Genomic DNA, 19,635 nt, shown 5'->3' with positions numbered 1-19,635 from the left:
TGCCGGGTGCGGGGGAGAAAGGCAACCGGCCCCGGACGCATAGGGGAGTCTGCGCCCGGAGCCTGATGGTCTTGAGCGGCGAAGGTCAGCCCTGGGGTGCGGCCTTGCGCTGCTGCCAGCGCTGTTTCATCGCCTCGCGCGCGGCAGCGCGCTCTTCCTGGGTGATCCTGCCGTCCTTGTTGGTATCGTGTCGGTTGAAGCGCTCGAGCGCTCCCGCCTCGAACTCGGCGAGCGTGATTGCGCCATCCTTGTCGGCATCGAGCCGCATCATGCCGCCGCGCATACCGCCATGGCCACGCATGCCCATTCCGCGACCGCCGCGCTTGCCGCCCATGCGCGCGCCCGGCTCGCCCGGGCCACGATCGGCACGCATCGCCATGCGCTCGGCGCGCTTGGCCTGACGCGCTTCGCGCGCGGCGGTCATCTCGGCAAGGCTGACCTCGCCGCTACCGTCAGTGTCCATCTGCTTGAAACGTTCGGCCATGCGGGCGTCGCGATCGGCCTTGTCGATCTTGCCGTCCTTGTTGAAATCGATGCGTTCGAACATTTTCGCAGCCTGCGCGCGCGCCTCTTCCTGCGTGACGACGCCGTCCTGATTGGCATCGGGTCCGCGCTTCTGGCCCGGGGCGGGCTGCGCCAGCGCCATGCTGCCAGTGAGCAATGCAGCCAGCGCAGCGCCGGCAATGAGGGTCTTCTTCATGGGGGGCATTCCTTCAATTCCGTCTTGGGGGCGGAAGCCGCTCCGGACCAGGCTAGCAGGGGGCAGGTCATGGTCCGAAGCGGCTCCCATGACCGCTGTTCTAGCCCGCTATTGTCGCACAGATTTGCCTTGCGCGCGGCAAAAGTGTCGCAAAGTGTATCGGATCGCGCACCCCGTTCATGCGGGTGCAAGCCTTTTCGCTGCGGCGCAGCATCGGACCGCTTGGCGAATGGCGCGTCTGCTGATAGGCGCAGCCCATGCTTTCGATGAACAACATCACCGTGCGCCTGGGCGGCCGCACCATATTGGACGGCGCAACGGCGGCGATCCCGCCGGGCAGTCGTGTCGGCCTGATCGGCCGCAACGGCGCAGGCAAGTCGACGCTGATGAAGGTGATGATCGGCGAGCTCGAGCCCGATGACGGCGAGATCGAGATGCCCCGGCTCGCACGGCTGGGTTATGTCGCGCAGGAAGCACCGCATGGCGACAGGACGCCGCTCGATACCGTGCTCGCCGCCGATGTCGAGCGCACCGCCCTGCTCGAAGAGGCGGAGACCTGCACCGATCCCGACCGGCTGGGCGATGTGCACGAACGCCTGCTCGCGATCGACGCGTACAGCGCGCCCTCGCGCGCGGCGATCATCCTCACCGGCCTAGGCTTCGACGAGGAGATGCAGAACCGCCCGCTCGACAGCTTTTCGGGCGGCTGGAAGATGCGCGTCGCCTTGGGCGCGCTGCTGTTCTCGCAGCCCGATGTGCTGCTGCTCGACGAGCCGTCGAACCATCTCGATCTCGAAGCGACGGTCTGGCTGGAGAATTTCCTCAAGGCCTATCCCGCCACGCTGATCGTTATCAGCCACGAGCGCGACCTGCTCAACAATGTCGTCGACCATATCCTGCACCTGCAGGGCGGCAAGGTGACGCTCTATCCCGGCGGCTATGACAGTTTCGAGCGCCAGCGCGCCGAACGCGCGGCGCAGCTCGCCGCCGCGAAACAGGCGCAGGACGCCCAGCGCGCCAAGCTGCAGGACTATATCGCGCGCAACTCGGCCCGCGCCTCCACCGCAAAGCAGGCCCAGTCGCGCGCGAAAATGCTCGCCAAGATGCAGCCGATCACCGCATTGATCGAAGACCCGTCGCTGAGCTTCGATTTCCCGAGCCCCTCAGAGCTCAAGCCGCCATTGATCACGCTCGATCTGGCAGCGGTGGGCTATGCCGAGGCCAAGCCGATTTTGCAGCGGCTGAACCTGCGGATCGATCCCGACGACCGGGTCGCGCTGTTGGGGCGCAACGGTAACGGCAAGACCACGCTCGCGCGCCTCCTTGCCGCACAGCTCGCGCCGATGGACGGCGCGATGAACACCGCGGGCAAGATGCAGGTGGGCTATTTCACCCAGTATCAGGTCGAGGAGCTGGAGGCGGACAGCACCCCGCTCGAGCAGATGACCCGCGCGATGCAGGGCAAGACCCCGGCGGCAGTGCGCGCACAGCTCGGCCGGTTCGGCTTTTCGGGCAACCGCGCGACATCGCAGGTCGGCACATTGTCGGGCGGCGAGCGCGCGCGGCTGGCGCTGGCGCTGATCACCCGCGATGCGCCGCACCTGCTCATCCTCGACGAGCCGACCAACCACTTGGACGTCGATGCGCGCGAGGCTTTGGTCCAGGCGCTCAACGACTATTCGGGCGCGGTGCTGCTGATCAGCCACGACCGTCACATGGTCGAGCTGACCGCCGACCGGCTGGTGCTGGTCGATAACGGTACCGCCACCGAATATGCGGGCAGCATGGACGATTATATCGACTTCATCCTGGGGGTGAACCAGCCCAAGGGCGAGGCGAAGCCCAAGGCGAAGAAGGACAAGAAGGCCGAGGCCGAACGCCGCGAACAGCTGCGCCAGGTCCGCGCCAAGGTCAGCGCGGCCGAAAAGCAGATCGCGACGCTCCAGGCGAGGATGAGCGAGATCGACCGCGCGATGTTCGATCCCTCTTCGGCGAGCGGCGAACTGGCCAAGCTGACGATGAGCGAGCTCTCGCGCCGTCGCTCGAAGATCGCGGACGAACTGGCAGAGGTCGAGGCGAGTTGGCTCGAGAGCAACGAAATGCTCGAGACGCTGGAATAGGCTTGCCGGGCGCTCCTGACTGGTTTAACCGAGCGATTAAACCAGTTGGAGAGGAGCCTGAACATGGCCGAAGCCTATATCATCGATGCCGTCCGCACCCCGCGCGGGGTCGGCAAGCCCGGCAAGGGCGCGCTGTCGCACCTGCACCCGCAGGATCTCGCCGCCACCGTGCTCAGGGCGATCAAGGAGCGCAACGGCCTCGACACCGCCACCGTCGATGACGTGATCTGGTCGACCTCGACGCAGAAGGGCAAGCAGGGCGGCGATCTCGGCCGCATGGCGGCGCTCGCGGCGGGCTATGACATCAAGGCGAGCGGCATGACGCTGGACCGGTTCTGCGGCGGCGGCATCACCTCGGTGAACCTTGCCACGGCTGCGATCATGTCGGGCATGGAAGACTGCGTCATCGCCGGCGGCACCGAGATGATGAGCTATACCCAGGTCGTTGCTGCGGCCGAGGCGAATGCCGGCATGCCTCCGCCGCTGATGGGATCGCACAACCCTGCGCTCGACGAACTGCACCCGCAATCGCACCAGGGCGTTTGCGGCGATGCCATCGCCTCGATGGAGGGCATTTCGCGCGAGGACCTCGATGCGCTGGCGCTGGTCAGCCAGCAGCGCGCCGCGCGCGCGATCGCCGAAGGCCGGTTCGACAAGTCGGTGGTGCCGGTGCACAATCCCGATGGCAGCGTCGCGCTCGACAAGGAAGAATTCCCCCGGCCCGATACCACTGCCGAGAGCCTCGCTGCATTGAAGCCCGCCTTTGCCGGCATGGCCGATTTCGAGATCGGCGGCACCACCTTCCGCAAGCAGATCAACCGCCGCTATCCCGATCTCAAGATCGAGCATGTCCATCACGCGGGCAACAGCTCGGGCGTGGTCGATGGCGCCGCCGCGCTGTTGCTGACCTCGAAGGATTATGCCGACAAGCACGGCCTCAAGCCCCGCGCGCGCGTCGTTACCTATGTCAACATGGGCGATGACCCGACGCTGATGCTCAACGCGCCCGTCCCTGCGGCCAAGAAGGCGCTCGAGCGCGCTGGCCTTTCCAAGGACGATATCGACGTCTGGGAAATCAACGAAGCCTTCGCCGTGGTCGCCGAAAAGTTCATCCGCGACCTCGATCTCGACCGCGAGAAGGTGAACATCAACGGCGGCGCGATGGCGCTGGGTCATCCCATCGGGGCGACCGGATCGATGCTGATCGGCACCGCGCTCGACGAGCTCGAGCGTTCGGGCGGCCGCTATGGCCTGATCACGATGTGCGCGGCGGGCGGCATGGCGCCTGCGATCATCATCGAGCGGATCTGACGGACATGCAGGCGGTGGGCGCGGCTCAGACGAGCGCGTTCACCGCTGCCATGAACGGGCCGATCGAGACGGGCTTGGAGACATAGCCCTCGGCCCCCGCGGCGCGGATGCGGTCCTCGTCGCCCTTGCCGGCATAGGCTGTCACCGCCATGATCGGGATCAGGCGCAGGTCGCGATCGGCCTTGATCGCCTCGATGAGCTCCAGCCCGCTGACATGCGGCAACTGGATGTCCATGATGATCAGCCCCGGCACGAACTGGCGCGCGCGCTCCATCACCTCGCGGCCATCGGCCAGCCCCTCGACCGCGAAGCCGTGTGCGCTGAGCAGATCGCAGAAAAGTTTGCGATTAAGGTCGTTGTCCTCGACAACCAGCACTCTTTTTGCCACTGAACCGCTTATCCAATTCTGCCGGGTCGAACTATCCGGGGGCGTTGATAACAACTGGGGATGTAGGCGAAAGCCGTGGGCGACACAATCGGTGCAGGCGAGCACGGAAAGGATGACGCAGCCACTCTCGCGCTGATGGCACTGGGATGGCTGCTCGTTGATCAGGACCGCGCTTCGCGGTTGCTGGCGCTGACCGGCATGACGGCGGAAGACCTGCGCGAAGGGGCCAACAGCCCGCGCATCCTGTCCGAGATCATCCGCTATCTGGAGGGCTATGAAGCCGATCTGGTGGCGGCGGCAGATGCGATCGGCACGACGCCGGTGCGGCTGGTCAATGCGCGGATCGAGCTGGAACGCCAGCATTGAACGAGATGGAGTATTGATGAGCGCGACGAATTCCCCTTCCCGCCCCCTGCTGGTCACCGATTGCGACGAGGTGCTGCTCTACATGGTCGCGCCGTTCAAGGCGTGGCTGGACGAGGAACACGATATCGATTTCGACTTTTCGGGCGGCGATTTCGCCAAGGCCTTGATCGACCGCAAGACGCGCGAGGCGGTGAAGCCTGGCGATATCTGGCCGCTGCTGGGCGCATTTTTCGATACCGAGATGCACCGCCAGACGCCCATCACGGGCGCGGTCGAGGCGCTGAAGGCGATCGGCGAACATGCCGATATCGTCGTGCTGACCAATCTGATGGATAACCGCCAGCAGGCGCGCAGCGAGCAGCTCGCGCGGTTCGGCCTCCACCACCGCGTGGTGTGCAACCAGGGGCCGAAGGGCGAGCCGCTCAAGCGCATCGTCGAGGAGCACAATCCCAGCGTCGCGATCTTTGTCGACGACTTGCCCCAGCATCATGAATCCGCCGCCGAGCATGTGCCGCATGTCTGGCGGCTGCACATGGTGGGCGAGGAAGGCCTTGCGCCGCATATCGCCTGCGCTGCCAATGCCGGGCACGCCCATGCACGCATCGACCGTTGGGACGAGGCGCTCGCCTGGATCCTCGAGCGCTTCGCACACGGCGCACAAGCGCCCGGCATTCAGGCCGCCGCCTGATCCCCTTTTCCTGCAGGACTTGAAACGACCATGACCGATACGATCGAACAAAAACTTGCCGAACTGGGCGTCGAACTGCCCCAGCCCGCTGCACCCGTCGCGTCCTATGTCCCGGCGGTCGAGGTGGGCGGCCTGCTATATATCTCGGGCCAGCTGCCCTTTATCGACGGCAAGGTCGTCACCGGACGGCTCGGCGAGAATGTCTCGCTCGAGCAGGGCGAGGCCGCCGCGCGCGCCTGCGGCATCATGCTGATCGCGCAGATGAAGGCGGCGCTGGGCTCGCTCGACCGAGTGGAGCGGATCGTCAAGCTCGGCGCGTTCATCTCGAGCACGCCCGAGTTCACCGCCCAGCCCAAGGTCGCCAATGGCGCATCGGACCTGATGGTGCAGGTGTTCGGCCCCGCAGGTCAGCATGCGCGCAGCGCCGTCGGCGTGCCGGTGCTGCCGCTGGGCGCTGCGGTGGAGATCGATGCCATTGTCGCCGTTCGGCCTGCTTGACCGCTGGCTGGCCCCCGCGCCAGCGCAGCGACGCATCGCCTGGCTGGGCGAGCAGCCTTATGCCCATCGCGGCCTGCATGACGGCATGTGGGATGGCCCGGTGCTGGAAAACGCCCTGCCCGCCTTCACCGCGGCGATCGCGGCCGGCCATGGCATCGAATGCGATGTCCAGCGCAGCGTCGACAACCGCGCGGTGGTGTTTCACGATTTCTCGCTCGGTCGGCTGACGCTGGCGCAGGGCCGGGTCGCCAGCAAGACGGCGGCGGAACTGACGCAAATCCGCCTGCTCGGCCAGAATGGCGCGATTGCGGAGCTGGGCGCGGTGCTGGGCGTGGTGCGCGGTCGCGCGCCGATCCTGATCGAGATCAAGACCGAAAGCGGTCATGTCGCGCCCCTGTGCCTCGCGGTACGCCGCGCGCTGGAAGGCTATGGCGGCAAGGCGGCGGTGATGAGCTTCGATCCTGCCGTCAGCGCCTGGTTCCGGCGCCAGGCCAAGCACATCACCCGTGGCCTGGTCATCACCGAAGAGGAGGCACGCGGCTGGAAGGGCAATCTGCGCCGCCATCGCGACCTGTGGCAGGCCAAGCCCGATTTCCTCGCCTACGACATTCGCGACCTGCCAAGCAGCTTCGCGACCGCCCAGCGCGCGCGAGGCCTGCCGGTGCTGACCTGGACCGTGCGCACCGACGAGCAGTACGCGATCGCGGCGGAATATGCCGACGCACCGATTTACGAGCGAGGCCAGCCCCAGCCATGAGCGAGCGTGCGATCACCGCCGAGGTCGGTCGCAGCATTGCCGCGCTGGATGCGGCGCAATGGGATGCGCTGGCCGGACCCGACAATCCGTTTGTCAGCCACGCCTTTCTCAGCCTGCTCGAGCAATCGGGCAGCGTCGGGCGCGGTACGGGGTGGAACCCCGCGCCGATCACGATCAAAGGCGAGGATGGCCGGCTGGTCGCCGCGCTGCCCGCCTATCTGAAGAGCCACAGCCAGGGCGAATATGTCTTCGACCATAGCTGGGCGCATGCCTGGGAGAATGCGGGCGGGCACTATTATCCCAAGCTGCAGATTTCGGTGCCGTTCACGCCCGCAACCGGTCCGCGCCTGCTGCTCGCGGATCCGCAATGGGCGCCCGCCATCCTGAGCGCCGCCGAAAATCTCGCCGACCAGAACGGCCTCTCCTCGGTCCACGCGACCTTTATCGAGCCCGCGCAACTGCCGCTGTTCGAACAGGCGGGCTGGCTGATGCGGTCGGACACGCAGTTCCACTGGCATGACGAAGGCTATGGCGATTTCGAGGGCTTTCTCGGCTCGCTCACCTCGCGCAAGCGCAAGGATCTGCGCAAGGAACGGGCCAGGGCGCAGGAAGGTGTGGAGATCGTCCACCTGACCGGCGACGCCATCACCGAGGCGCATTGGGACGCGTTCTGGATCTTCTACCAGGATACCGGCGCGCGCAAATGGGGCCATCCGTACCTGACCCGAGAGGCGTTCAGCCTGATGGGCCGGAATATGGCCGACCGCATCCTGCTGATCCTGGCCCAGGTCGAAGGTCACCCGATCGCCGGCGCGCTCAACTTCATCGGCAGCGACACGCTCTATGGCCGCTATTGGGGCTGCACCGTCGACAAGCCGTTCCTGCATTTCGAGCTATGCTATTATCAGGCGATCGACGCGGCGCTAGCGCGCGGCCTCAAACGCGTCGAGGCAGGCGCGCAGGGCGGGCACAAGATGGCGCGCGGCTATGCGCCCGAGCTCACCTGGTCGGCACATTATCTCCCCGATCCAGGATTTCGCCGCGCGGTCGCCGATTTCCTCGAGCGCGAGCGCGCCGCAGTCGCTGCCGATCGCGAGATGCTGACCGAGATGCTGCCTTTCCGCAAGGGCGAGCGACAGGCTTGACGCGGGCCGCAACCGGGCGCACGATCCGCGCTAGACACCCATCCAAGCCCTTGTTCTTCCAATAGAAAGCCTGCCCCATGCGCACGATCCGTCTTGCCGCCCTGTTGCTTGCTTGTGCCAGCCCCGCCCCCCTGCTGGCGCAGAATGTGCCCGATACGCGGCTGACCGGGCAGGACCTGTTCTCGCTCGAGGTCGCCGCCGATCCGCAGATCTCGCCCGATGGCAGCAGGACCGCGTTCGTGCGCCGCGCCAATGACGTGATGAGCGACAAGGCGGTCTCGTCGATCTGGCTGATCGACAATGCCAGCGGCGAACTGACCCCGCTTGCCGCCGGACCCGGCAGTCACAGCCAGCCGCGCTGGTCGCCCGACGGCAAGCGCCTGGCCTATGTCTCGACGGCCGAGGGCGGCGCGCCGCAGCTTTATGTCCGCTGGGTCGGCACCGGCCAGTCGGTGCGGATCACGGGGCTTCCCGAAAGCCCCGGCAATATCGCCTGGTCGCCCGATGGCAGCCAGATCGCGTACACGATGTTCGTGCCCGCCGAGGGTCTGAAGCTCGGCAAGGCGCCCGAAAAGCCCGAGGGTGCGACCTGGGCTGCGCCGCTCGAGACCTATGACCTGCTGACCTATCGCGCGGATGGTGCGGGCTATCTCAAGCCCGGTTTCGACAAGATCTTCGTCGTGCCCGCCACCGGCGGCGCGCCCCGCCAGCTGAGCTTCGGCGATTATCATGACGGCGGCGGCCTCACCTGGAGCAAGGACGGCCAGACGCTCTATTTCTCCGGAAACCGTTCGCCCAATTGGGAAAACGACCCGCAGGACGCCGAGATCTATGCGCTCGACATCGCCACCGGCAGCATCACCGCGCTGACCGATCGCGACGGGCCGGACGCATCGCCCGTCGTCTCGCCCGATGGCAGCCGGATCGCCTATCTCGGTTTCGACGACAAGCTGCTCGGCTATCACAACGCGCAAGCCTATGTGATGAACCGCGACGGCAGCGGCAAACGTGCGGTAGCCCCGTCGCTCGACCGCAGCATCGATGCGATGGTCTGGGCGCCCGACGGCCAGGCGCTGATCGCGCAATATGACGATCATGGCGAAACGCTGGTCGCGCGCATCGGCCTCAACGGATCGGTGCGCGAGATCGTGCGCGGGCTGACCGGCCCGGCGCTCGACCGGCCCTATTCGGGCGGATCGTTCAGCGTCGCGAAGAATGGCGCGATCGCCTATTCGGGCGGCAATGCGACCAAGCCTGCCGATGTCATGCTGGCGAATGGGGGCAGAACGCGGATGCTCACCCGGCTCAACCAGTCACTGATGGCATCAAAGCGGCTGGGCGAAGTGCGCAAGATGACCGTCGCCTCGTCGTTCGATGGCCGCGAGATCGAAGGTTGGCTGACCCTGCCGCCGGGCTATGCAGCAGGGCAGCGCGTGCCGCTTGTGCTGGAAATCCATGGCGGACCCTTCGCTGCCTATGGCCCGCATTTCTCGACCGACAACCAGCTCTATGCCGCTGCAGGCTATGCCGTGCTCTCGGTCAATCCGCGCGGATCGACCAGCTATGGCGCGGAATTCGCCAACCTCATCCACCATGCCTATCCGGGCAATGACTATGACGATCTGATCTCGATGGTCGACAAGGCGATTGCCGATGGCGTTGTCGATCCCGACCAGCTGTTCGTCACCGGTGGTTCAGGCGGCGGGGTGCTGACCAGCTGGATCGTCGGCAAGACGACGCGGTTCAAGGCCGCGGCCACCCAGAAACCGGTGATCAACTGGACCAGCCAGGCCCTGACCGCCGATGGCCCGGCCTTTTTTGCGAAATACTGGTTCGGCAAGCTGCCCTGGGAGGACCAGGCGAGCTATTGGGCGCGCTCGCCGCTGTCGCTGGTCGCCAATGTGAAAACGCCGACGCTGGTGGTCGTCGGCAGCGAGGATTATCGCACCCCGGTGAGCGAGTCAGAGCAATATTATACCGCGCTCAAGCTGGTCGGCGTGCCCACGGCGCTGGTCAAAGTGCCAGGCGCCAGCCATAGCGGAATCGCGGCGAGGCCGTCGCAGAGCGCGGCCAAGGCTTCGGCGATCATCGCCTGGTTCGAACGCTACCGAAAGGCAGCGCGCTGACCCGATCAGGCGGCGCGCGCTGCAATCTGCTGGAGCCAGGCGCGGGCTTCGCGCTGGGCTTCGGCGATCTGCCTTGCGGTCATCTCTTCGGAGATTTCGGCCCGGCAGAGCTGGCTTTCCTCATGGCCCTTCACGGCAGCGAGGTTGAACCATTTGTGCGCCTCGATCAGGTCGACATTGACGCCGTGCCCGCCGGTGGAGAACGCCACGCCCAGTTCAAAATAGGCGTTGATATCGCCGCGCGCGGCCGCCGCGAGCTTACTCTCGATCAAAAAGGTCGCAGACTTCAGACTGTTTGCCATCTCACATGCCCCTCTATTGCATGGCCGGTTTTTCCGACGGGGCAAGATTGGGAAACCATGGTGAAGAAATGGTTAATTCGGCAGATACCATGCCAAAAGTTTTACAATCATCGCGGGGCTACCGGCATATTGTCGATCAGACGCGTGCGCCCAATGCGCGCAGCGACCAGCAGACGGCCGGGCCTGTTGGCCTCTTCCAGAGGTTCCAGCGTCAGGGAATCGGCCAGCGTGACGTAATCGACCGAGGCGAATCCGGCCGAAAGCAAGGCCTGCTCGATGCCCTCAAGCGCGACCCTGACAGGTCCTCCCGCCTCGATCACCGCGATCCCCGCCTGCATCGCGCGCGGCAGCATCGCCGCAGCGGCGCGTTCCTCGCTGCTGAGATAGGCGTTGCGCGATGACAGCGCCAGGCCGTCGGCATCGCGCACCGTCGGCACGCCGATGATGTCGAGCCCGAAATTGAGGTCGCGCGCCATCGCACGGATGACCGCCAGTTGCTGGTAATCCTTCTCGCCGAACAGCGCCATGTCGGGCTGAACCTGGTTGAACAGCTTGGCGACCACCGTCGCGACACCATCGAAATGGCCTGGCCGCGCCGCGCCGCACAGCCCGTCGCTGACCCCGGCCACGCTGATATTGGTTGCGAAGCCCGCGGGATAGACCTGCTCGACATCGGGCGCCCACAGGATCGCCACGCCCGCCTCGCTCAGCATGGCGGCATCGCTGTCCTCCTGGCGCGGATAGGCATCGAGATCCTCGTTGGCACCGAACTGCTTGGGATTGACGAAGATCGACACCACGACATGGTCGGCACGCTGCTTGGCTTCCTTCACCAGCTGCATATGCCCGGCGTGCAGCGCCCCCATGGTGGGCACCAGCGCGACATGCCCGCCCTGCCCCCTGAGCAGCGACACCGCCGACCGCAGCCTGTCAACCCGACGTAAGATTTGCACCTTGGTAAAGCCTCCGATAGGGAACGCGGCAACATCGCCGGGCGGATGGCCCAAGCGATTCACACTGCAGCACTGGCACAATCATGGGCCTGCTGGAAGGGGCTGGAAAGACCATGGACATGATGACGCGCAAGGCGTCTCCGCATCACATCGTGTTTGCCAATGAAAAGGGCGGCACCGGCAAATCGACCAGCGCGGTGCATGTCGCCGTCGCCTTGTCGTATCTGGGCTTTCGCGTCAGCGCGATCGACCTCGATCCGCGCCAGCGCACGCTGCACCGCTATCTGGAAAACCGCGTCCAGACCCAGCAGCGCCGCGGCATCGAGCTGCCCACGCCGAAGTTCGAGGTGTTCAAGGACGACAACCAGGCGCGGCTCGAACAGATGGTCGAAGCGCTGAGCGGCGATTGCGATTTCCTGGTCTATGACACGCCGGGGCGCGACGACAAGTTCGCGCGCTTCGTCGCCACCCGCGCCGACACGCTGGTCACTCCGCTCAACGACAGCTTCGTCGATTTCGACCTGATCGGCCAGGTCGATCCGGAAAATTTCAAGGTCCGCCGCCTGAGCTTCTATGCCGAGCTGATCTGGGAAGCGCGCAAGGCGCGCGCCAAGACCGACGGGATCGAGATCGACTGGGTGGTCCTACGCAACCGCACCCAGCAGACCGACGCGCGCAACAAGCGCAGGCTCGATGCCGCGCTCGCCGAATTGTCGAAACGCGTCGGCTTCCGCTATGTCCAGGGCCTGTCCGAGCGCGTGGTCTATCGCGAACTCTTCCCCTCGGGCCTCACGCTGCTCGACAAGGGCCATCTCGCGGACCTCGGCACCAGCCACATCATCGCGCGGCAGGAATTGCGCGAGATGGTCTCCGCGCTCAACCTGCCGGGCGTGGGCAGCCGCTCGCCGGAACGGCAGCCGCAGCTGATCTGATCAGGGCTTTTTCATCAGCTTGAGCGTCATCGCGGTCATCGCCTCGGCGGCGGTCGCGATGACGGTATCGGCCTCGGGCGCCCAGAACGGGCTGTGCAGCGAGGGCATTTCAATGCCCTCCTTCTTCGCCTTGGTATATTCCGCCAAAGGCACCCCGCCGACCCAGAAGATCATGCTCTTGATATTGTCCGGATCGGCCCGGTAGAAACGGCTGAAATCCTCGCCGCCCATCGATGGCGCGACCTGCGCGACGCGCTGTTCGCCGAACCGGCCTTTCAGGAACGTGCCGATCTCGGTGGTGAATTCGGGGCTGTTATAGACCGCCGGGGTGAAGGTATCGGCAAGCTTGACCTCGGGCATCCTGTCCTCGGGCACGCCGGCGGCAATCGCCTCTCCCTTCGCGATCCGCTTGATCCCGTCGAGGATCTTCGCGCGGGTCTCGTCCGAATAGCTGCGCACGGTCAGCAGCAGCGTCGCCTCGTCCGAGATGATATTGTGCTTGGCGCCTGCCTGGAAGCTGCCGACGGTGACCACGGCAGCATCCTGCGGATCGAGCTCGCGGCTGATCAGCGTCTGCAGCGTGGTGACGATGCGCGCGGCGAGCACGATCGGGTCCTTGGTCGATTGCGGATAGGCGCCGTGCCCGCCCAGACCCTTCACCTTGATGTCGACGCTGTCGACATTGGCGAGCGCGAAGCCCGGCGTATAGCCGATGAAACCGGCCGGGGCCTGCGCGGCATCGTGAAAGCCCAGCACATATTGCGGCTTGGGAAAGCGCGTGAACAGCCCGTCATTGAGCATCGCCACCGCGCCCGAGCCGATCTCCTCCGCCGGCTGCAGGATCATCACCAGCGTGCCCGACCATTCGGCCTTGCGCTTGACCAGCTGCCGCGCGGTCGCGACCCAGCCGGTCATGTGCGTGTCGTGGCCGCAGGCGTGCATCACCCCGGTCTCGATCCCCGCCGGGCTCATCGCGCGCACCTTGCTGGCAAAGGGCAGCCCGGTCTGTTCGACCACCGGCAGCCCGTCCATATCAGCGCGCAGCATTACCACCGGGCCGGGGCCGTTCTTCATCACCGCGACCACGCCGGTCTTGCCGACGCCCTCGGTCACCTCGAAGCCCAGCCTGCGCGCTTCGACGGCGAGCTTCTTGGCGGTGCGCACTTCCTGGAAGCTCAGTTCCGGATTGGCGTGCAGGTCGCGGTACAGGTCCATCAGCCCCGACATATCGGCGGCGATATCGGCACGGATCGTGTCCTGCGCAGCGAGTGGCGTGGCTGCGACAAGCGCGAGGGCGGATGCGGCAACAGCGCGCGCGAGAAACTTGGCGACCGGCATGAGTGTCTCCCCAGACATGTGTTGGGGTCAGGCTAACGCCTTGATGCGGTTACGCCAATGGGTTTCCGCCCGTCATTCCCTCGAACGTGGGAATCCCGCTTTTGCGTATCCGGGGAAATGGAAAGCGGGCCCCCGCCTTCGCGGGGGTGACAACGAGGGCGGCCCTTATTTCACGGGCCGCAGATCGATAATGTCCATCGTCGATTCGTAATAGGGCCGCGGAAAGACGATCCGCCAGCGATCCTTGCCGATCCGTTCGACCGTGCCCGCCAGATCGCGCTCCTTGTCCTGGCCATAAGGCACAAGCCCGGCATCGTCGCCGAGCATCAGCGACCCCAGGAACACGCCGCTGCGCTTCGTGTCCGCATGGATATAGCCGACCGGGCGCTGCGATCCGGTGAGCTTGACGAACTGCCTCTTGTCGCCGCTGCCATAGATGGCGCAGACGAAATCGGGATAGGCGATGAACGCCAGATACTGGCCGCCCAGCTTGTGCGTGGCGCACCGGTATTTGCCCTCGGGCGGCAGCGGGTCGGCAAGGCGCGTGTCCGGATCGTAGAGCAGCGGATTCTTCGCCAGCTCGCCCGCATATTCCGACGCGCGAACCTCCTTGAGCGCAGCGGCGAAAGTCGCATCCCGGTCCTTCAGCCGCGCGGCATCGGCGGGGGTGGCGACATCCTGCCAGCGCTCCGCTATGGCCGCGCTGGTGCCCAGCAACAGCGCAGATGCGCCCAGCACTTTCAGGATCATTGCCATATCGCCTCTCCCGCCGATCTGCTCATGCGGCTCTATTTGTGCGGCGCAAGATCGAACGCGGCGGTCTTTCCGTCCAGAATGTTCTGCGCCAGGATGTCGCCTTTCTGCATCGTCGCGCGCACTGCGTCTATGCCCTGCTGCCAGTGCACCTCCATCGTCGCGCGCGAGAATTCGAAATCGCGCATCCCGCTCTCCCATTTCTGCACCTTGTAGATCAGGTGCACGATGTTGACCGCATTGTCGGTCACCAGTGCCCGCACGCGCTGCACATCGGGCTGGCTGCACATGTCGGCAGGCAACATCGACAGCACGTTGCGCAGCGCCGCATGCTCCTTGCGCAGCTTGAGATAATAATCGGTCACCTGGCGGGTGCGGCTCGAATAGCGGATGTCCTTCTCGCGGCTCATGACATCGGCGAACTTGGTCGGCACCTCGCCCTTGGCGGGGAAGAGATCGACCTGGAAGGCGAGCATGTCGCTGGTCTGGTTCTCGAGCACATAGGCCAGCGGCGTGTTGCTGACCAAACCGCCGTCCCAGTAATATTTGCCGTTGATCTCGATCGGCGGAAAGCCCGGCGGCAGCGCGCCGGAGGCCAGGATATGCCGCGCGTCGATGGTCTGCGGGCCTTGCGGATCGCGCGTGTCGAAATAATAGAAATTGCCCGATTCCACGTTCACCGCGCCGACCGAAAAGCGCACCGGCCCGTTGTTGAGCCTGTCCCAATCGACGAACCGATCGAGCGTCTTGGCCATCTCGCTGGTATCGTACATGCTGACCGCCGCTGGCGTGCCCGGCCAGGCCATTGGCGCAGGGATCAGGTGCGGGCGGAAGAAGCCCGGCACGCCGACCGTCGCTGCGGCAGCGGCGCCTGCAAAATGGTTGATCTCGCGCAGCGCGTCGCTGTCCCCCCAGACGAAATTTGGCGCACCCGAGGTGATGAGCTCCCAGAACTCGCGCAGGCGCTGGCATGCGACTTGCGGCTCGTTGCCCGCGATGATCGCCGAGTTGATCGCGCCGATCGAGATGCCCGCGACCCAGTCGATCCGTACATTCTGACGCACCAGTTCGCTGAACACGCCCGCCTGATACGAGCCGAGCGCGCCGCCGCCCTGCAGCAGCAAGGCGACCGTCGGCGGCAAAGGCACCGCGGCCGATTGCAGGTCCATCTGTTCGAGCGATGCGGGCATTCCAGTTTCTCCAGGGCATGGGGCAGCGCATTTATGCCGCACTGCACAATAGACCAGTTCGGAAAAAAATCGATGGTGCTAAATCGCACCTTCCGGTGTTACTGTTCGAAGCCAAGCCGCAAAAGGGAACAGCGCCGGTCATGAAGCTCGACGATTATCGCACCAGCGACAATATTTCCGATCAGCGCGGCGGTGGCGGCGGCGGCTTCAACCTTCCCATCGGCGGCGGCAAGATGGGGATCGGCACGGTCATCATCTTGGGCATCGCGGCCCTGGTCTTCGGCATCAACCCCATGGACCTGATGCAGGGCGGCGGCCTGCCCGGCGGCGCGCCTGTCCAGACCCAGCAGGGCGGACAGAATGCCGCGCAGAGCTGCGCGGTCGATGAAAAGAGCAAGTTCAGCTGCCAGGTGCTCGCCAGCACCGAGGACACCTGGGGCGCGATCTTCCGCGAACAGGGGCAGCAATATCAGCCCGCCACGCTGACCTTCTATGACCGCAACGGCCGCTCTGGCTGCGGCGCGGCGCAGAGTGCAATGGGGCCATTCTACTGCCCGGCGGACAATGGGATCTATCTCGACACCAGCTTTTTCGACGAGCTCGCCACGCGCTTCCAGGCGGCGGGAGATTTCGCCCAGGCCTATGTCATCGCGCACGAGGTCGGCCATCATATCCAGACGATCACCGGGCGCTCGAACGAGGTCCGCCGCGCGCAACAGGCAGCGAGTGAGGCTGAAGGCAACGAGCTGCAGGTGCGCATGGAGCTGGAGGCGGACTGCTATGCCGGGGTGTGGGCGGCGCGCAACCGCGACCGCATCGAGCCGGGCGATATCGAGGAAGGGCTGACCGCCGCCAATGCCATCGGCGACGATACGCTGCAAAAGGCGGCAGGACGCAGGCCCGTTCCGGAAAGCTTCACGCACGGCACCTCGGCCCAGCGCATGGCCTGGCTCAAGAAGGGGCTGACGACCGGCGATCCGGCGCAGTGCGACACGTTCAGTGCGGCACGGTTGTAACTGGGCGCATCGTTTGCCGGTATGATGCGTATGCGCTGAGACGGGCGTCGCATGCGACGCCGATGCAACAGGGGAAGAACCATGCGCCACACCGTTACCGCCATCGTAACACTCGCACTTCTGGGCACGGCCCTGCCCGCCGCTGCCCAGAATCAGGCGGCCGATCGCCCCAAGACCACTGAGAAAATGGCCGAGGATGTCGTCACCCAGCCGGCGCAGGATGTCGGCATCGACAAGAAGGACATTCCGGAAAATCTGCTGCGCATCCAGGACAAGCCCTATTCGCTCGCGGGCATCAAGACCTGCGCGCAGATCCGCAGCGCCATTGGCGACATGGACGCGGTGCTGGGCGAGGATCTCGATGTCGTCAACGAAGCCAGCCGCGACGAGAAGCGCAAGCAGACCGCAGGCCGGGTCGGCGGCATCATCGTCAACTCGATCATCCCCTTTCGCGGCGTGATCCGCGAGATTTCCGGCGCGGCGGCGCAGGAGCGGCGGTACAATGCCGCCGTCTATGCCGGTGTCGTGCGCCGCAGCTTCCTCAAGGGCGTCGGCCTGCAGCGCGGCTGCAAATATCCTTCCGCCCCCGAGCCGAATGCAGTGAAGTAAACTCAGCCCTTGATGAAATGCCGTTCTCCGGCGAAAGCCGGAGTCCAGCAGCGGGGCGGTTCCATGCCGCCTTATCCGATTCCGGCTTTCGCCGGAAGGCGGCAGTGACATCAAGGTGGGCACAACATGCGACGTTTTCCGGTGCGGCGGCTTGGCGATTGCCACACGGTCGATGATTTCCGCGAGCTGGCGCGCCGCAAGCTGCCCTATCCGGTGTTCCACTATATCGACGGGGCCGCCGATGACGAGGTGACGCGCAACCGCAACACTCAGGCCTATGAAGACTGCGATCTCGTTCCCAATGTGCTCGCGGGCGTTGCCGATATCGACATGTCGACCACGCTGATGGGCCGCAAGATCGACATGCCGCTGTTCCTCTCCCCCACCGCATTGCAGCGGCTGTTCCACTGGCGCGGCGAGAAGGCGGTGGGTGCGGCCGCCGAGAAATTCGGCACCTTCTTCGGCATTTCCTCGCTCGCCACGGTAAGCCTCGCGGAGATCGGCGAGAGCATTTCGAGCCCCAAGCTGTTCCAACTCTATGTCCACAAGGACAAGGGGCTGAACGCCGCGCTGATCCAGGCGGCGAAGGATGCGAAGTTCGATGCGCTGGCGCTGACCGTGGACACGATCGTTTCGGGCAAGCGCGAGCGCTGCCTGCACACCGGCTTCACCTCGCCGCCGCGCCTGACGCCATCATCGGCGATCAGCTTCGCGACGCATCCGGGCTGGACGCTCAACTATCTGGGGCGCGAGCGTTTCTCGCTGCCCAACCTCGAAAGCCATGTCGCCGTCGGCACCGATGCCGCGATCTCGGTCGCCGACTATTTCAACACGATGCTCGACCAGAACATGGATTGGAATATGGCCGAGCAGATCCGCAGCCAATGGGGCGGCCCCTTCTGCCTCAAGGGCGTGATGAGCGTCGAGGATGCGCGCCGCGCGGTCGATATCGGCGCGACGGCGATCATGGTCTCCAACCATGGCGGGCGGCAGCTCGATGGCAGCCGCGCCCCGTTCGACCAGCTCGCCGAAATCGTCGATGCGGTCGGCGACCGGATCGAGGTGATCTGCGATGGCGGCATCACACGCGGCACGCATGTGCTGAAAGCGCTCAGCGTCGGGGCCAAGGCCTGTTCGGGCGGGCGGCTGTATCTCTATGCGCTCGCCGCCGGCGGCCAGCGCGGGGTGGAGCGGACGCTCGCCAATCTGCGCGGCGAGATCGAGCGCGGCATGAAGCTGATGGGGGTGACCCGCCTCGACCAGCTTGGCCGGGGCAATCTGCGCTGGCGGTGACTATTTGGGGCGGCCGACCTCACCGGTCGCGCTGATCACGACGCGGTCGCTGTTCGAGCCGCGCGCCAGTACCACGGTGACGGACCGGTTGGGCAGGCCGGTTGCATCGAACCAGAAGCGCGCACGGCCCTGATCCTCGGGCTTCTGCTCGCCTTCATCCGTATCGCCCTCGATCCTCGCGATCGTGCCCGGCTTCCAGTCCTGGCTGGGCAGGGTGCGCGCATCGAGCGGCACCCAGGCGCGGTCCTGCCGCGCATCGAAGCCATAGCCTGAGGGCGCGATCCACACCGCGATCGGGCGCGCGCTCACCACCGCCTCGTCGCGCGCCGCCGCGACGCGCGCGGCGAAGCGATCGGCATCCTCGGACAGCGCGGCGCTATCTCCCGGCAGCGCCAGCACCACCGCGCCTGCCACCAGGCCGATGATGAACAGCACGACCATCAGTTCGATCAGGGTGAAGCCGTTCCTAAATTCCTCCCCGAGCTTGTCTCGGGGAGGGGGACCGCGCCGCGCAGCGGCGGGGTGGAGGGGAAGCGAGGCGCACATCTCAATCAGACGCGCGAACCCGCTGCCCCTCCACCATTTGCTGCGCAAATGGTCCCCCTCCCCCAGCAAGCTGGGGGAGGATTTGACAAGGGTTGGCCCCAGCAAGCTGGGGGAGGACTTATCAGGCTCAAGCCCCATCGGCCGTGATGTCCGCATTCTCCGCCTCGCCGCCCGGCGCGCCGTCGGCGCCCAGCGAATAGAGGTCGAACGCGCCGGTCGTGCCGGGGCTGACATATTGGTACGGGCGGCCCCAGGGGTCCTGCGGCAGCTTCTTGATATAGCCGCCGCTGCGGTAGCGGCCCGGTTGGGCGAGCGTCGGCGGCGCGGTGACCAGCGCGTTCAGCCCTTCCGCCGTGCCGGGATAGGCCAGATTGTCGAGCCGGTACATTTCGAGCGCCTGCGACAAAGTCGCGATGTCGCTGCGCGCCTTTTCGGTCATCGCCTTGTCCTGGCTGGGCAGCACGTTGATGACGACGATGGTAGCCAACAGGCCGATGATGAAGATCACCACCATCAGTTCGACCAGGGTGAAGCCGTTGGCGCGTTTGCGGGTTTCGCGGCTCAGGCGCTTCAACAGCAGGGTTCGGATGTTCAACATGGGGTC

Annotated in this window: 21 protein-coding genes; 12 read left to right on the top strand and 9 right to left on the bottom strand. The window is 65.5% G+C overall.

All coding sequences use genetic code 11. The features are described from left to right. Positions 1–85 precede the first annotated feature (85 nt). Positions 86–700: an EF-hand domain-containing protein gene (locus FG486_RS09750; protein ID WP_181267374.1), complete on the bottom strand. Its 615-nt coding sequence runs from the start codon at positions 698–700 to the stop codon at positions 86–88. Between the two features lie 257 nt (positions 701–957). Here FG486_RS09750 and FG486_RS09745 point away from each other — a divergent pair, with 257 nt between their 5' ends. After that, on the top strand, positions 958–2,820 hold the full coding sequence (locus FG486_RS09745) for an ABC-F family ATP-binding cassette domain-containing protein (protein WP_181267373.1): 1,863 nt from the start codon (positions 958–960) through the stop codon (positions 2,818–2,820). A gap of 63 nt (positions 2,821–2,883) precedes the next feature. Beyond that, the gene (locus FG486_RS09740; protein WP_066281008.1) at positions 2,884–4,131 is read left to right on the top strand and encodes an acetyl-CoA C-acetyltransferase; all 1,248 of its coding nucleotides are present in this window, start codon (positions 2,884–2,886) and stop codon (positions 4,129–4,131) included. A 25-nt stretch (positions 4,132–4,156) separates the two neighbouring features. Here FG486_RS09740 and FG486_RS09735 read toward each other — a convergent pair whose 3' ends face one another. Then, complete coding sequence (locus FG486_RS09735; RefSeq protein ID WP_031318539.1) at positions 4,157–4,519, bottom strand: response regulator; 363 nt, start codon at positions 4,517–4,519, stop codon at positions 4,157–4,159. A gap of 75 nt (positions 4,520–4,594) precedes the next feature. Between FG486_RS09735 and FG486_RS09730 the strand changes: the two genes are divergently transcribed. The 6 genes from FG486_RS09730 (at position 4,595) to FG486_RS09705 (ending at position 10,099) form a co-directional block, all read left to right on the top strand. Then, entirely contained in the window at positions 4,595–4,885 is a 291-nt protein-coding gene (locus FG486_RS09730) for a DUF3572 family protein (protein WP_066281007.1), read from the top strand. Between the two features lie 16 nt (positions 4,886–4,901). After that, positions 4,902–5,573, top strand: a complete 672-nt coding sequence (locus tag FG486_RS09725; RefSeq protein WP_181267372.1) for an HAD family hydrolase — start codon at positions 4,902–4,904, stop codon at positions 5,571–5,573. A 30-nt stretch (positions 5,574–5,603) separates the two neighbouring features. Continuing rightward, complete coding sequence (locus tag FG486_RS09720) at positions 5,604–6,071, top strand: RidA family protein (RefSeq protein ID WP_181267371.1); 468 nt, start codon at positions 5,604–5,606, stop codon at positions 6,069–6,071. Beyond that, on the top strand, positions 6,043–6,828 hold the full coding sequence (locus FG486_RS09715) for a glycerophosphodiester phosphodiesterase family protein (RefSeq protein WP_171007813.1): 786 nt from the start codon (positions 6,043–6,045) through the stop codon (positions 6,826–6,828). The genes FG486_RS09720 and FG486_RS09715 overlap by 29 nt, the downstream gene beginning before the upstream one ends. After that, positions 6,825–7,973, top strand: a complete 1,149-nt coding sequence (locus FG486_RS09710; protein ID WP_181267370.1) for a GNAT family N-acetyltransferase — start codon at positions 6,825–6,827, stop codon at positions 7,971–7,973. Before FG486_RS09715 ends, FG486_RS09710 begins: the two co-directional genes overlap by 4 nt. 77 nt (positions 7,974–8,050) lie before the next feature. Continuing rightward, positions 8,051–10,099 (top strand): S9 family peptidase, encoded by a 2,049-nt coding sequence (locus tag FG486_RS09705; RefSeq protein ID WP_181267369.1) that lies wholly within the window; start codon positions 8,051–8,053, stop codon positions 10,097–10,099. Positions 10,100–10,104: 5 nt separating this feature from the next. Here the strand turns inward: FG486_RS09705 and FG486_RS09700 are convergent, their stop codons facing one another. Then, positions 10,105–10,401, bottom strand: coding sequence for an SEL1-like repeat protein (locus FG486_RS09700; protein WP_023839049.1), 297 nt, complete (start codon positions 10,399–10,401; stop codon positions 10,105–10,107). A gap of 107 nt (positions 10,402–10,508) precedes the next feature. Continuing rightward, complete coding sequence (gene panC, locus FG486_RS09695) at positions 10,509–11,354, bottom strand: pantoate--beta-alanine ligase (protein ID WP_181267368.1); 846 nt, start codon at positions 11,352–11,354, stop codon at positions 10,509–10,511. A 113-nt stretch (positions 11,355–11,467) separates the two neighbouring features. Here panC and FG486_RS09690 point away from each other — a divergent pair, with 113 nt between their 5' ends. Continuing rightward, a complete protein-coding gene (locus FG486_RS09690; protein WP_171007814.1) occupies positions 11,468–12,286 on the top strand; it encodes a division plane positioning ATPase MipZ in 819 nt (272 codons plus the stop codon). On the opposite strand, the gene FG486_RS09685 is transcribed toward FG486_RS09690, so the two are convergent. The 3 genes from FG486_RS09685 to FG486_RS09675 form a co-directional block, all read right to left on the bottom strand. Continuing rightward, positions 12,287–13,624, bottom strand: a complete 1,338-nt coding sequence (locus tag FG486_RS09685; protein WP_181267367.1) for an amidohydrolase — start codon at positions 13,622–13,624, stop codon at positions 12,287–12,289. It lies immediately after the preceding gene. A 165-nt stretch (positions 13,625–13,789) separates the two neighbouring features. Beyond that, a complete protein-coding gene (locus FG486_RS09680) occupies positions 13,790–14,380 on the bottom strand; it encodes a DUF4893 domain-containing protein (RefSeq protein ID WP_181267366.1) in 591 nt (196 codons plus the stop codon). A 32-nt stretch (positions 14,381–14,412) separates the two neighbouring features. After that, on the bottom strand, positions 14,413–15,567 hold the full coding sequence (locus tag FG486_RS09675; protein WP_181267365.1) for a patatin-like phospholipase family protein: 1,155 nt from the start codon (positions 15,565–15,567) through the stop codon (positions 14,413–14,415). Positions 15,568–15,707: 140 nt separating this feature from the next. Between FG486_RS09675 and ypfJ the strand changes: the two genes are divergently transcribed. The 3 genes from ypfJ to FG486_RS09660 all read left to right on the top strand — a co-directional run bounded on the left by ypfJ (position 15,708) and on the right by FG486_RS09660 (position 18,485). Further along, positions 15,708–16,583, top strand: a complete 876-nt coding sequence (gene ypfJ / locus FG486_RS09670) for a KPN_02809 family neutral zinc metallopeptidase (protein WP_066280987.1) — start codon at positions 15,708–15,710, stop codon at positions 16,581–16,583. Between the two features lie 81 nt (positions 16,584–16,664). Next, entirely contained in the window at positions 16,665–17,192 is a 528-nt protein-coding gene (locus FG486_RS09665) for a hypothetical protein (protein WP_181267364.1), read from the top strand. A 126-nt stretch (positions 17,193–17,318) separates the two neighbouring features. Further along, positions 17,319–18,485, top strand: a complete 1,167-nt coding sequence (locus FG486_RS09660; RefSeq protein WP_181267363.1) for an alpha-hydroxy acid oxidase — start codon at positions 17,319–17,321, stop codon at positions 18,483–18,485. On the opposite strand, the gene FG486_RS09655 is transcribed toward FG486_RS09660, so the two are convergent. Next, positions 18,486–19,079, bottom strand: a complete 594-nt coding sequence (locus FG486_RS09655) for a GspH/FimT family pseudopilin (RefSeq protein WP_241695684.1) — start codon at positions 19,077–19,079, stop codon at positions 18,486–18,488. 79 nt (positions 19,080–19,158) lie between these two features. Beyond that, positions 19,159–19,629, bottom strand: coding sequence for a type II secretion system major pseudopilin GspG (gspG, locus tag FG486_RS09650; protein WP_066283314.1), 471 nt, complete (start codon positions 19,627–19,629; stop codon positions 19,159–19,161). Positions 19,630–19,635 lie beyond the last annotated feature (6 nt).

Source organism: Blastomonas ursincola, assembly GCF_013607875.1.
GTDB lineage: Bacteria > Pseudomonadota > Alphaproteobacteria > Sphingomonadales > Sphingomonadaceae > Blastomonas > Blastomonas ursincola.
Note: the sequence above shows the minus strand (reverse complement) of the source record. Positions and strands in the feature narration are given on the sequence as shown.